Below are 12,557 nucleotides of genomic sequence, written 5' to 3'. Positions count from 1 at the left end.
GGTTAGATTGATAATCTACCTACACATACTACAGCATATGCCTCTCACAGGACAACTTGCAGAATCAAGGGGATTAAAAAATCAGAAATCGTTTTTAATTTCTCTGATGATTAAGTATAATTCATCTCTTGACAGATGGATGCCAGTTAATTCTCTGCAGAGTCATTTTGGTTGTGAATTATATGATTGAAGTTTTAGCTCCGGCAGGTTCCAAAGAGGCTTTTTCAGCAGCATTAAAAGCAGGCGCAGACGCTGTATATCTGGGAGGCAAGACATTTGGTGCCAGAAGCTCTGCCGCTAACTTTTCAGACGGGGAGCTGGACTTCGCAGTTAAGACAGCGCATGAAAACAATATGAAAGTGTATGTTACGGTAAATACACTAATCAAAGATTCTGAGATGAAGGAGGCGTTCTCCTTTGTTTCATTTTTAGATTCCATAGGCGCCGATGCAGTAATTGTCCAGGACAGAGGCCTTGCTTCACTGGTAAAAAAAGAGCTGTCAATACCGCTGCATGCTTCTACACAGATGGGTCTTCATTCTAAAGATGATCTTCTCTGGGCTGAAAAAATAGGATTCGAACGAGTGATTCTTCCGCGGGAGCTTTCAATAGGTGACATCAATGCTCTGAGAAAAGAAACTTCAATAGGTCTGGAGGTTTTCGTTCACGGCGCACTGTGTTATGCTTTTTCAGGACAGTGCCTGTTCTCTTCAGCAGTCGGAGGAAGGTCCGGCAACAGGGGAATGTGTGCTCAGCCATGCAGAAAACAATACACCCTCGGGAAAGAAACGAGCTTCATGCTCTCAACCGCAGATCTGTTCTGCGCCGATTCTCTGCCTGATCTTATCAGTGCCGGAGTCGGGTCTGTAAAAATTGAAGGAAGACTCAGGTCTCCGATTTATGTATATTTAGCAACAAAATTATATAAAAAGGCTGCAGACCGGGCCGCGAGGGGAGAATACCCTCTTTATGACGAGCGTGACGCAGAGCTCCTGATGACGGCTTTCAATCGTGGATTTTCAGAAGGTTATCTGAAGACTGACAAGGTCATGCAGAAATCTTATGCAGATTCCAGAGGGCTTCCCCTTGGAAAGGCTTCAGTGGAGGGCAGGACCGTATCTGTAAATTCCGAGAGGCTGAAACCTGGAGATGGACTTACATTTTACCGCGGAGCTGACAAAGTCGGCGGATTTGAGGTGAGGTCTGTAGACTTCAAGAACGGCATCTCAAAACTTACTTCTCCATTCCGTCTTGAAATGGGAGAGTATGACGTATACAAAACAAAAGACCGGGAGTTCAATGAGATTGAGAAACTCATCTCAATGGATATGCGTTATACAACTGCGAAAAGGCGGTGGGTTGACATACCCAGCAAAGTGGCTAACCGGAGAAAAAAAGAATGTAAACTCTCCTGTTACGTATCTGACATAAAATCTCTGAAAGCTGTACTGCCCTATTCTGACCGCATCTATTATGATGCACCGAATGCAGAAGAGGCCCGTGACCTATGCGGAGATATTGAGATGGTGACAGTGCTTCCGCGCGTTACACCCGTAATTCCAGATGCTTCTGGACCAGTAATGGTAAACTCCCCCGGGCAGGCCTATCACTTCATTGGACACAGAATGTATGGATCATATTTCATGAATTTCTTCAATTCATATACGATTCCTGATCTATATCAATACACAGCTTCAGTGGAGCTGTCCAGAGAAGACCTGAAAGATCTCACTTCACATTACAAGGGAAAACTTGAAGTCATGGTTTTCGGCAGAGTTGAAATGATGGTTACTAAAGATCCTAGTCTGAGAGAAGGAAATTTAGTTGACGGTTTAGGAAAGAGATTCCCTGTTGTAAGAGATCCATACGGCTGGGCCCACATCATGAATTCTTCTGACTTATTCCTGCTTGATTTTCTGGATGAGATTGATACGATGGGCATAGATTCGTATGGACTGGATCTAAGATACAGACAGCCTGAATTAGCTGCAGCAGTTGCCAAAGCTTTCAAACAAAGAGATATTAATGCTAAAGATAAATTAAAAAAGAGATGCGGCTCAATAACCGCGGGGCATTACCTCCGCGGCTTGAAAGCCTAATGTTTATGCTCCGAATTTCTCTGAGCGGTCTGCTTTGTCTATGAGGATAGACATCAGATTCTTTCCCAGTACTCTTCCCAGACAGCCGCGGGTACATGAAACTTCATTGAATTCTGTAGCTTCATCTTTCAGGCTGTTTTCCGAGTAGATGCATAATGGTACAGGATCTCCTGAGTGATCCATTCTTTCAACTGGGGTACAGTGATCTGCTGTAAATACTACAATAGCTCCCGGCGGAAGATTCTCTTTGATGTATCCAGCCATCTTATCGAGGCGTTCAACGACTTCGACTTTCTTCATTGCCGCTCCGTCATGTGAGCTTATGTCAGAAGCTTTGACATTCATAAGAACGAAGTCTTTCTTTTCCAGTTCTGTCAAGGCTGCCTTTGCTTTAGCTTCCATGTTCGTGGAAAGGCCTCCTGTGCAGAGAGTGGGTTCGATGATTTCAAGCCCGCAGATCCTGCCTATTCCTCTTATCAATGATACACCCGCAACGCATGATCCAGTCATACCGTATTTCTTTTCAAACGGTTCAATGTCCGGAAACATTCCTGCTCCTCTCGGCAGCAGTATGTTTGCAGGGAGTTTGCCCTCCATCTTTCTTTTGATGTTTACAGGATGATTGTTGAGAATTTCATATGATTTCTTTACAAATTCATTTACCGCTCTTGCGGTTTTCTCTGCTCCTTCCTGTGTAGCTCTGGAAATTCCTACTTTTGCAAGATCATGAGGATCTGCATCTGAAACATATGGGCTCAGACCTTCTCCGCGCAGAAGAAGTACGGCACGGTGTTCTGTAGCCTCTTTTACAATGCAGTCTACATCCCCGATCTTCAAATCTTTCAGGGCTTTCACGAGTTCAGTAGTGTCCGGCTCTTTGATACGCCCTGCCCTGCGGTCTGTTACATTCATGCTGCTGTCTACTGTAGCAAAATTACATCTGAATGCTACATCTCCGCTTTGTCCTACAAGTCCTACGCCGGCAGCCTCAAACGGCCCGCGGCCAGTATATACTTTGAAGGGATCGTATCCCAGAATAGCTAAATGAGAGGTATCGGATCCAGGCCTTATGCCGGGTCCTATCGTATCCATAATCCCGGTAGATCCGTTTTTAGCAAACCAGTCAAGATTTGGTGTGTTTGCATATTGAAGGGGTGTTTTATAATCCAGCTCCTTCACAGCCCGATCTCCGAGTCCATCCATAACGACTATTAGGATCTTTTTTCCAGAATCCATTTTTATCATATGTGTTATTGTACACTTCCCTATATACCTTAGTCTAATTACTACTCTGTATTTGGTTGGATCCTTAATTCTTACATATCTTAGTACGGCAGCTATAACAAACTGATTGTTGCATACAAAACAATCTATACTTATTCAGAATTCAGTTTTTACGATGTCAGATATATTTGACAGAGATAGATCTGGGGAACTTATATCAATTCATGATCCAGACTATCCTAAGATTTATAAATTAATTCAAGAGGCTCACCGCATAACTGCAGAGATAAATACAGTATTCCATGATGAAGATGAGATCAGGCAGCTGTTTTCTGAGTTAACCGGATCTGTCATAGATGAAACCACAGTCATCTGCCAGCCGTTTTATACGGACTTTGGTAAAAATATCCATCTCGGCAAAAACGTATTCATCAATACTGCATGTACGTTTATAGACCGCGGGGGAATAACCCTGGAGGATCATGTGCTGCTTGGCCCCAATGTGAATTTAATTACTACCAATCATGCATTTAATCCAGCTGACAGGAGATCCACAATTTCCAAGCCTATCAGAGTATGTGAAAATGCATGGATCGGTGCCTGTGCTATTGTTTTACCCGGTGTTACAATAGGCAAAAATTCTATTGTGGCTGCCGGTTCAGTAGTTACAAAGGATGTTCCAGCAGACACAGTCGTGGGTGGAAATCCCGCTAAATTTTTAAAACATATTTCTGAGGAGTAACTGCCCTCAGAATTATATTTTTATAAATTAAATCTTAATATTTAATTTTATATGACTTTATTATGCTTTAAAAAAGTTAAAATAATGCAGTTTCTATTCTTTTATTAATCTGGAGGCATGATGATGAGAGTATGTTGGTGTACAATACATGTAAATGATATGGAGAAATCTAAGAAATTTTATGGAGATATCTTAGGTATGAAACTGGAAAAAACATTCAGCCCAGTACCTGAACGTACTATCGCATTTTTCAAAGGTGATGATGACGGTGCAGAGATTGAATTAATTTCTGACTCTGAAGGCATCTCCTCTGCTGAAGAAAGAATAAGCATCGGCTTCATGGTTGATGATCTGGAATCTATGATGCAGAAACTGAAGAACAGCGGAGTAGAAATTCTGAGAGGACCTCTCACTCTGGGAAAAGATACCTACTGCATCTTTGTAAAAGACCCAAACGGGATTGAAATCCAGATTGTTGAAGATAAAGGGTCCCAAAATTAAATCAACATCCAAACATGAACTCATTCATGCTCTGATCTGCAGCTATTTTGAATTCAATTCATTTGCTTCATTAGAGCCATTTATGAGTTCATGCATAGAAAAAAATCGTCAGAATAATCTTACAATGACGCGTAACAAATCTTACTTGCTTTTTTATTGTATAAAACTATGATTTGAATGCCAATCATTTCTGATCTGAACATAAGAATTTATAAAAAAATTGGTTTGCGTCCTATCAAATTAACATCCGAAACTCAGCGAAACCATTAAGAAGTTTAAAGAAAGGGTTTGAGGACTAAGAGACGTTTAATATCTCCTATCGTTGCGCGGTGGCCTGTGCTTTTGGAAGCACTCCCTGCAGTATACCGGCCTTCCCTCGGTCGGTTTAAAGGGAACCTGGGTTTCTGCTCCACAGTCAGAGCATGTTGCTGTATGCATTTCACGGGGCTCGTCGCGCCTATATCCGCCTCTTCTCTCGTACATTTAAATTACCTATTGTGTTCTACACATACCGAAGCATGTGTAAATCAGCCTATAGACCATTAAGTATTTAAAAAGATACTATGAAATCTTCAAAAACAGTCTATTTGCGCTTAATTATGAATTACAGAACTTGCTGTTTTCTATTTCTTTTCCATTACTGTTATATATTCTGTCTATATATCGCCATCCAATGAAGAAAAAAGATGTACTTCTAGTTCTAGTAGTCATCCTTATCCCTATCGTAATTCTGGGTGCTGTAGCTGTTGCAGGCGCGGATAACATTAAGGACAGCATCACCTTCGAAGGCACTGAAGGCTGCACTATTACAAACGTTGATGGTAATATCATAAACGGATCCGTGGAAAAGGTACATGTCGACAGTGATTACACCTTTACCATAACTGTTAATGAGGGGTACTCAGGCACTCCCGTATTATATGTTGATGACAGCAGTGTTCCTCTGAACCCTACTGACTCTGATTCAAATACATACACTGTGCACATCGATGAAGACCCTATTGTTATCAAAATAACCGGTATTGAAAAAGCTTGAACGGGTTAAACTACAATAATTCAGGATCATATCCTGAATTTTATCAATATTTCTTATTTTGTTTTTGATTTTTGGGTAAATATGATATTTATCCTCTGCATTGCATGAGAGCGATTAGCATGGACAACAGCAGCTTGAAGGAACTTTTTGCCGCATTGAGAAACAGCCGCCCTTTGATTCATCATATTACGAACTATGTTACTGTAAACGACTGTGCCAACATTACGCTGTGCATAGGCGCTTCTCCAGTGATGGCTGATGCAATTGAGGAAATGGAAGAAATGACCTCAATAGCCGGAGCCCTCGTTCTCAATATCGGCACATTGAACAGCAGAACTGTGGAATCCATGCTCCTTGCAGGCAGAGTTGCCCGTGAAAAAGATATTCCGATAATTCTGGATCCAGTGGGTGCAGGTGCAACTTCTTACAGAACCAAGACCTCTCAGACTCTGATCGAAGAACTCTGTCCTTCAGTGATTAAAGGCAATGCAGGCGAGATATCAGTCCTGGCCGGAGCAGGAGGAGTTGTTAAAGGTGTGGATTCATGCGATGCCGCTGATGATCTAATATCTGTCTGCAAGTCTCTGGCAAGGGAAACGGGAGCTGTAGTGGTGGCAACAGGAAAAAATGACATAGCCACTGACGGCATTACATCATACTCCGTATCAAACGGACATGAATTGATGGATAAAGTTTCTGGAACCGGCTGTATGCTTTCATCCGTAACCGGTTCATTCAGCGCAGTGGCTTCAGATCTGCTGACTGCTTCAGTGGCTGCGGCAGCGGCTTTCGGCATCGCCGGGGAAAGAGCAGCCGCTGACAAGTCATATGGTCCGTATTCTTTCAGAACAAAGCTGTTCGATAAAGTCTCATCTCTGACGCCTGAAGATCTGGCAGCAGAAGCTAAGGTAGAGAGAATATGAGAGACTACTCGCTTTACGTGCTTACTGACGAACATCTCTCCCGCGGGAAAAGCCATGTTGAACTGGCGCGCCTTGCTGCAGAGGGAGGAGCTGATGTCATTCAGCTCAGAGACAAACATCTGGAAAGCAGGCAGCTGTACGAAACAGCCCTGGAGATTTCAAAGATCTGCAGGCAGCATGATGTATTATTTATCGTCAATGACCGCGTAGACATAGCGCTTGCAGCAAAAGCTGACGGAGTTCACGTCGGGCAGGGAGACATTCCCGCAGCAGTTCTCAGGAAGTTCGTCCCTCCAGACTTCATCATCGGAGTTTCAGCAGGCACTGCGGAAGAGGCTCTGAGGGCTGAGAAAGATGGAGCAGACTATGTTGCCCTCAGCCCTGTTTTTGATACATCATCTAAAGATGATGCCGGCTGCGGCAGGGGCATCGAAGAGCTTAAAAAAATGAAACAGGCCGTTTCAATTCCAGTTCTTGCCATAGGCGGAATTAACAAAGACAATATAAAAGAAGTAATTGCAGCCGGCGCCGATGGAGCTGCCGTGATCTCTGCGGTGGTGTCGCAGGAAGACGTAACTGCAGCGGCTGCCAGCCTGAAACGATTGATCACTGAGGTGAGAGGCACTTAAGAGCTGCCTCATACCCCATTTCGAATGCTTTTTGATTAACGTCCTTAGCTTTTGCCGGCACTCTTTCCAAGAGTATGCTGAGCATCTTTTCTTTGGAAAGAGGGAATCCGGGTACTGCAGACATGGCGCCGATCAGAACAGAGTTTGCAGCTATCGCATTGCCGGCTTCCATAGCCATGCTGACTGCATCTATCGCTATCAGCCTGGATACTCCGCTGTCTTTTACAGCTTTTATTATATCATCCACTGCCGGATATTCTTCCAGACCTGAAGAGACTGTCACAGGCACCACCGGAACGGTGTTTGTAATGACATAGGTGTCTCTGCTGGCATAGACCAGGTTTCTGCAGGTTTCTGCAGGTTCGAATCCCAGGAGAACGTTTGCTTCTCCCTGAGCCAGCAGAGGACTCAGCACACCCTGGCCGATCCGCACTGTGCACTGCACGCTTCCTCCCCTCTGAGCCATTCCGTGAACTTCAGACATGGCGGCGTCCATGCCTTCCGAGACAGCCACGCTGCCTAAAACTGTTGAGGCTAAAAGCACTCCCTGTCCTCCCACTCCGACCAGCTGGATTCCGTATTTCATTGTTTCACCTCTATTGCATTCTGAGGGCAGACCTGAGCGCATCCCCCGCAGCCTATGCAGGAGGATTTATCGATCAGAGGCTTCCCGTCATCAACGCTCAACGCAGGGCATGAAAACTTGCTCAGGCAGATTTTGCAGCCTATGCACTTTTCCCTGTCGACTTCGTAAAGTTTCTTTTCCAGTTTTCCTTCTTTTTTCCTGAGCAGAGGGCAGGCATGTTCACTTACAATCACTGCCGGACCGTTAAAGTCCAAAGCTTCCCTGACAGCCTGTTCTGTAGCTGCAAGGTCATACGGGTCCACAGTCTTGACAAATTCAATTCCGCAGGCTCTCACCAGCGGCTCGATCTTTAAAGGAGGGCTTTCTATTCCGCCGTAGTCTCTGCCGGTTCCAGGGTTGGGCTGGTGGCCGGTCATGGCGGTTGTTCTGTTGTCAAGGATTATGAGAACCAGATTATTGTGTTTGTTGTAGCCTGCATTGATCAGCCCGGGTATTCCTCCGTGGAAGAATGTCGAGTCTCCGATGAATGCCACTGCTTTCTGGTCGGTGGCCTCTGAAAATCCGCCGGCTGTTCCTATCGATGAACCCATGCAGAGAGTGATGTCGGCGCAGTTCATCGGCGGCTGCACTCCTAAGGTGTAACAGCCTATGTCTGTGCAGTAAATCGCACCTTCCTTTCCCACTGCCTTCTTTGCTGCATAGTATGTAGAGCGGTGGGGGCAGCCAGCACACAGGACCGGAGGCCTTGAAGGCAGTTTGAAACTTGATGAAAGCGGCTGAGCTTCTTTTTTGATCTGCAGTATTCCTGATAAGGCATTCAGAGTGTCTGGAGAGTATTCGTAGGCTCTCGGTAGATGGCCGGTTCTTTTTCCGATGATCTCAGTTCTTATGCCGTTCTGCTGAGCTATCCTTCTGACTTCATCTTCGATGACTGGTTCCAGTTCTTCAATGACAACTACTCTGTTCTTGCTCTGCAGGAACTTCTTGACCTTTTCTTCCGGAAGCGGGTAGCTGAACCCGAGTTTCAGAATTTCGGCGTTTTCGATGTATTCTGCCGCATATGTGTATGATACACCGCTGGTGATAACACCGTCTGCTCCGCTGCCGATGATGTAATTCAAAGGAGAAATCTCTGACAGCTTCTGTGCTTTTTCTATTCTTTCCAGCTGGTCTATCCTGTCTCTTCTGGCGTTTGCCGGTACTGTCACAAGGTGTGCCGGGTCCTTCTCGAACACTCCCTTCCTTTCTATCTTTCTCGGCCTGCTGAGACTAACCGCCCCTCTGGCATGATTCACTCTTGTGGTAGTTCTTACCAGTACCGGGCTGTGCAGCTTCTCTGAAAGTTCGAAAGCTTCGATAATCATGTCTTTGCATTCTGCAGGAGTTGTCGGTTCCAGCATCGGAACCAGCCCGAACTTTGCATAATACCTGTTGTCCTGCTCGCTCTGCGATGAGTGAATTGAAGGATCGTCTGCGGTCAAAACAACCATGCCGGCCTTTACGCCTACATATGACAGAGTCATGAATGCATCCGAGGCTACGTTGAGTCCCACATGCTTCATGAAAGCAAACGATCGTACTCCGGAGACTGCGGCTGCAGCTGCGACTTCCATCGCCACTATCTCGTTGACTGAGTACTCAAAGTACATGCCAACCTTGTCAGCTATGTCATCCAGAACTCCTCCGATTTCAGAGGAGGGAGTCCCTGGATATGTGGCAGCCACTCCGCATCCGGCTTCTATTAAACCTCGTGCTATCGCTTCATTACCGAGCAGGAGGATTCTCCCGCTGTCCGCAAGCAGTTTTTCCAACCAGTCACCCTCTATTCCTCCTTCAGAAGTTTCTGGATGCTTTCGTCAAGAACTCTCTGCATTCCTTCCACATCGGCCTGAGACAGATGCTTGAAACGCCCCTGAAGGCGGAGATACTCTTCAAGCGGCTTCCTGTTTTTAAGGTCTTTGGTAAAAATTGTCTCTCCATTACGATATTCGTAAAGAGGAAACACACCGGTTTCTGTTGCAAGCCTTGCGATTTTTATCGTATTGCGGGGGTCAAATTTCCAGCCTGAAGGGCAGGGTGAGAGGATGTGCAGGAACTTAGGTCCCTCGATACCCTTTGCTGTTACGACTTTCTCCATAAAATCTTCAGGAAACGCAGGATTGAGGGATGCTCCATAGACTATGCCGTTGGCGATCATCATCTTCATGACGTCTTTTTTCGTCCTCTGATGGCTTTTTCCCCCTGGGGTCGTGGTGGTATTGGCTCCGCACGGCGTTGCTGAACTGCACTGGTTTCCTGTGTTCATGTATGCCTCATTGTCATACATTACGTACAGCATGTCAGTTCCCCTGTCTACCGCGCCTGAAAGAGACTGCAGCCCTATGTCTGCCGTGCCTCCGTCTCCGGCCCATCCCACTACGGTAACATCATCCTTTCCAAAATGATCCAGAGCTGCCCTTATGCCTGATGAAACCGCCCCGGTGCATTCAAACGCGTGATCCACCAGCGGTATTTTTAACGAGTATGCCGGCCAGACTCCGGGGATTACAGCACAGCAGCCTGCCGGAACGTTCATGATCGTATCCGGCCCCAGGGCTTTGAGAAGCATTCTCATCGAAATCGGTTCTCCGCACCCCGGGCATGCTGAATGTCCTGGATGCATGTACTCTTCTTTAGGCAACGGGAATTGAAACTCAGTCATCAAGATCTCCTCCTTTGAGGTCCGCCCAGACGGTTCCTCTGTTTTTCTTTAAAATATCATTAAAAATTTTAACCAGAACTTTCGGAGGCACATCTCTTCCCCCGAGGCCTGCGATATAACTTCCAATCTCCAGAGTTCCGGCTGCAGACCTGACTTCATTAAACATCGCTCCGCCGTCGCCGAAGGTGTAGCTCTTGTCCAAGACTCCCACGGACGGCACTGAGGCGACAAGCTTTCTTATTTCCTCAGACGGAAACGGTCTGAATACGCGTATTCTTGCTACTCCAACCTTTTTTCCTTCCTTTCTGAGCTGGTCTGCTACTTCCTTTGCCGTTCCTGCCACTGCGCCTGCAGCTATCAGTACGGCATCTGCATCCTCGCAGCGGTAGGTTTCTACAGGACTGCCGTAGCTTCTGCCGAATATCTTTTCAAAATCTTTCTCTGCCGCCTTGAGCTTCTCTCTTGAAATCTCATGGGATTCTGCTATGCGGTACCTGAACTCAGTCCACAGGTCCGGAGTGACAAGCCCGCCGAATCTCATCGGGTTGGAGGTGTCGGCAGAGAACTCTGGATTGTATTTCGGGAGGTATGCATCTACCTCCTCCTGGTCTGGAATGTCTATTCTTTCTACCGTATGTGAGAGAACGAAGCCGTCCTCGACAACCATTGCCGGCAGCATCACTTCCCTGTCTTCTGCAACCCTGTAAGCCATGAGAATCGTGTCCAGCACTTCCTGGTTATTTTCGCAGAAGAACTGCAGCCATCCCGTGTCTCTTTCTGAAATTGCATCCTGATGATCTCCCCAGATGTTCCAGGGTCCTCCGATGGCCCTTGCCGCCACAGGCATCACAACCGGAGTCCGCGCTCCTACCGCCCACATGAGCATTTCATGCATCAGTGCCAATCCGTGAGAAGAAGTAGCCGTGAATGTTCTTGCCCCGATAGTCGAAGCCCCTATCAATGCAGACATGGCTGAATGCTCGCTCTCCATCAGCAGGAACTCTGCATTCATCTCTCCAGACTGAACCATTGAAGCTACATACTCGGAAATGGTGGTCTGCGGCGTAATGGGGTAGACAGCGACAACATCCGCTCTGGCCAGCTTTGCAGCCTTTGCTGCTGCATAATTGCCTGTAGACGCTTCAATCATAAGTCTTCCCTCACCATTGTGATCGCCTGCTTGGAACATTCCACCGAACAGATTCCGCAGCCTTTGCAGTGATTCAGATCTACTTTTGGAAATGACCCTTCCTCTTCAACAATGACGCTGACATCGGGGCAGAAGGCCCAGCAGTGATAGCAGCGGTCGCAGAGATCCTTATTCAGCACCGGTCTGATTGTTCGCCATTCTCCGGTCATCATGCTTTCCGTGCTTTGTCTGGCAACCGGCATGCCCGGCAGGTCTCTAAAGTTCATGCCACGCCCCCGTATGCAAATTCTGCCGCTGCAGCATTTTCTTCTCTTTTAGCTGGCACTGAGCTTTTTATGCAGTCTATGATGGAACTCATAGAGACAGCGTTACACACGCGTGCAAAAGCTCCGAGAATTGCAGTATTGACGATAGGTGCTGTCTGGCTTCCCAATCCGAACTTCAAGGCTGCTGACGTAGCATCAAAAGTGACTGTATTTTCCGGCAGACCAAGCTCTGCTGCTGTTTTAGACGTATTTACTATTGCTGTGCCGTCTTCTTTCATGCCCTGCAGCACGTTTGTGAGCTTAATCAGTCCCTGATCAAGAACTACGACATAATCAGGCTCGTAAATGCTGGCATGCGTTCTTATTTCTTTATCAGATATGCGGCAGAACGCTGAAACCGGTGCTCCTCTCCTTTCTACTCCGAAACTGGGAAACGCCGAGGCATACAGTCCTTCTCTGATTGCTGCTTTTGCCAGTATTTCTGAAGCTATGACGGCTCCCTGGCCGCCCCTGCCGTGAAATCTTACTTCTATAGTATCCCTGGAAATCTGCGACAAATATATCTCCCCAAGGATAAGAATTCACGGAACCAGGAGTACTTAAAATATGCGGATGAAACTCTTCGTCTGCATAATTTTCTGCATATGTTTTTACTTTGATAGAGGTCTCAGACTTTAATTGCCCGATCTGACTGCATATA

The 12,557-nt window shown here is 46.2% G+C and carries 14 protein-coding genes; 6 read left to right on the top strand and 8 right to left on the bottom strand.

What is annotated here, in order from left to right; translation table 11 throughout:
* Window positions 1–182: 182 nt before the first annotated feature.
* Window positions 183–2,099, top strand: a complete 1,917-nt coding sequence (locus H729_RS05985; RefSeq protein ID WP_020449112.1) for a U32 family peptidase — start codon at window positions 183–185, stop codon at window positions 2,097–2,099.
* Window positions 2,100–2,102: 3 nt separating this feature from the next.
* Here H729_RS05985 and H729_RS05980 read toward each other — a convergent pair whose 3' ends face one another.
* The gene (locus H729_RS05980; RefSeq protein ID WP_236608625.1) at window positions 2,103–3,344 is read right to left on the bottom strand and encodes a 2,3-bisphosphoglycerate-independent phosphoglycerate mutase; all 1,242 of its coding nucleotides are present in this window, start codon (window positions 3,342–3,344) and stop codon (window positions 2,103–2,105) included.
* A 154-nt stretch (window positions 3,345–3,498) separates the two neighbouring features.
* Here H729_RS05980 and H729_RS05975 point away from each other — a divergent pair, with 154 nt between their 5' ends.
* On the top strand, window positions 3,499–4,065 hold the full coding sequence (locus H729_RS05975; RefSeq protein ID WP_020449110.1) for a sugar O-acetyltransferase: 567 nt from the start codon (window positions 3,499–3,501) through the stop codon (window positions 4,063–4,065).
* 117 nt (window positions 4,066–4,182) lie between these two features.
* Window positions 4,183–4,566: a VOC family protein gene (locus H729_RS05970; RefSeq protein WP_081633122.1), complete on the top strand. Its 384-nt coding sequence runs from the start codon at window positions 4,183–4,185 to the stop codon at window positions 4,564–4,566.
* Window positions 4,567–4,872: 306 nt separating this feature from the next.
* Here H729_RS05970 and H729_RS09690 read toward each other — a convergent pair whose 3' ends face one another.
* Window positions 4,873–5,049: a CxxC-x17-CxxC domain-containing protein gene (locus H729_RS09690; protein WP_020449108.1), complete on the bottom strand. Its 177-nt coding sequence runs from the start codon at window positions 5,047–5,049 to the stop codon at window positions 4,873–4,875.
* A 190-nt stretch (window positions 5,050–5,239) separates the two neighbouring features.
* Here H729_RS09690 and H729_RS05965 point away from each other — a divergent pair, with 190 nt between their 5' ends.
* From H729_RS05965 to thiE, 3 genes are all read left to right on the top strand, one after another.
* Window positions 5,240–5,602 (top strand): hypothetical protein, encoded by a 363-nt coding sequence (locus tag H729_RS05965; protein WP_020449107.1) that lies wholly within the window; start codon window positions 5,240–5,242, stop codon window positions 5,600–5,602.
* A gap of 119 nt (window positions 5,603–5,721) precedes the next feature.
* On the top strand, window positions 5,722–6,525 hold the full coding sequence (thiM, locus tag H729_RS05960) for a hydroxyethylthiazole kinase (protein WP_020449106.1): 804 nt from the start codon (window positions 5,722–5,724) through the stop codon (window positions 6,523–6,525).
* Entirely contained in the window at window positions 6,522–7,154 is a 633-nt protein-coding gene (thiE, locus tag H729_RS05955; protein WP_020449105.1) for a thiamine phosphate synthase, read from the top strand. The genes thiM and thiE overlap by 4 nt, the downstream gene beginning before the upstream one ends.
* Here the strand turns inward: thiE and iorB are convergent.
* Genes iorB through H729_RS05925 form a run of 6 tightly spaced genes read right to left on the bottom strand, consistent with a single transcriptional unit; the run spans window position 7,132 to window position 12,414 of the window.
* On the bottom strand, window positions 7,132–7,740 hold the full coding sequence (gene iorB, locus H729_RS05950) for an indolepyruvate ferredoxin oxidoreductase subunit beta (RefSeq protein WP_020449104.1): 609 nt from the start codon (window positions 7,738–7,740) through the stop codon (window positions 7,132–7,134). The two genes, thiE and iorB, sit on opposite strands and share 23 nt — an antisense overlap.
* Window positions 7,737–9,551 (bottom strand): indolepyruvate ferredoxin oxidoreductase subunit alpha, encoded by a 1,815-nt coding sequence (gene iorA, locus H729_RS05945; protein ID WP_020449103.1) that lies wholly within the window; start codon window positions 9,549–9,551, stop codon window positions 7,737–7,739. The genes iorB and iorA overlap by 4 nt, the downstream gene beginning before the upstream one ends.
* 11 nt (window positions 9,552–9,562) lie before the next feature.
* Window positions 9,563–10,441, bottom strand: coding sequence for a thiamine pyrophosphate-dependent enzyme (locus H729_RS05940; protein ID WP_020449102.1), 879 nt, complete (start codon window positions 10,439–10,441; stop codon window positions 9,563–9,565).
* On the bottom strand, window positions 10,434–11,591 hold the full coding sequence (locus H729_RS05935) for a transketolase C-terminal domain-containing protein (RefSeq protein ID WP_020449101.1): 1,158 nt from the start codon (window positions 11,589–11,591) through the stop codon (window positions 10,434–10,436). The genes H729_RS05940 and H729_RS05935 overlap by 8 nt, the downstream gene beginning before the upstream one ends.
* A complete protein-coding gene (locus H729_RS05930) occupies window positions 11,588–11,857 on the bottom strand; it encodes a 4Fe-4S dicluster domain-containing protein (RefSeq protein ID WP_020449100.1) in 270 nt (89 codons plus the stop codon). The genes H729_RS05935 and H729_RS05930 overlap by 4 nt, the downstream gene beginning before the upstream one ends.
* Window positions 11,854–12,414 (bottom strand): 2-oxoacid:acceptor oxidoreductase family protein, encoded by a 561-nt coding sequence (locus tag H729_RS05925; RefSeq protein ID WP_020449099.1) that lies wholly within the window; start codon window positions 12,412–12,414, stop codon window positions 11,854–11,856. The genes H729_RS05930 and H729_RS05925 overlap by 4 nt, the downstream gene beginning before the upstream one ends.
* Window positions 12,415–12,557: the final 143 nt, after the last annotated feature.

The sequence above is a fragment of the Candidatus Methanomassiliicoccus intestinalis Issoire-Mx1 genome, from assembly GCF_000404225.1.
Classification (GTDB): domain Archaea; phylum Thermoplasmatota; class Thermoplasmata; order Methanomassiliicoccales; family Methanomassiliicoccaceae; genus Methanomassiliicoccus_A; species Methanomassiliicoccus_A intestinalis.
The sequence above is the reverse complement of the archived record's forward strand: the minus strand, read 5'-3'. Positions and strand labels throughout refer to the sequence as shown.